The organism is Myxococcus sp. AB056 (assembly GCF_006547365.1).
Lineage (GTDB): Bacteria > Myxococcota > Myxococcia > Myxococcales > Myxococcaceae > Myxococcus > Myxococcus virescens.
Genome location: NZ_VHLB01000213.1, coordinates 1 through 313, shown reverse-complemented (window position 1 = coordinate 313; position 313 = coordinate 1). Strand labels below are relative to the sequence as shown.

Here is a 313-nt window from a genome sequence, read left to right as displayed (position 1 = left end):
GCCTCAGGACCTGAGCGCGCGCATCCTGCCCAACGCGCACGCCGCGCCTGGTCCCAGCGCGAGCCCCAAGAGCTTCGCGGGCGCCCATGTGCTCCCGCATGGCGGCCGGCTGCTCTCCGCCCCGGACGCGGCGGAGGGACGCGGCTCTCGCGCCACCCTGTCCATGCCCCTGGCGCCCTCGCCGGCCAGACCGCTCCTGAGCCCCGGGGGTGGAAAGTCGGGCCGCCCCTCCGCGCGCAAGGATGTCGAGGACACCGAGCCCCGGGATTCGGCCCAGATTCGCGTGGGCCGCTACCACATCCTGGACACCCTG

At 75.1% G+C, this 313-nt stretch carries 1 protein-coding gene; it reads left to right on the top strand.

The genetic code is table 11. From position 1 onward, the window contains the following. Window positions 1–313: hypothetical protein (locus FMP39_RS37190; RefSeq protein ID WP_228558658.1), on the top strand; the 313-nt coding region annotated here is incomplete at both ends.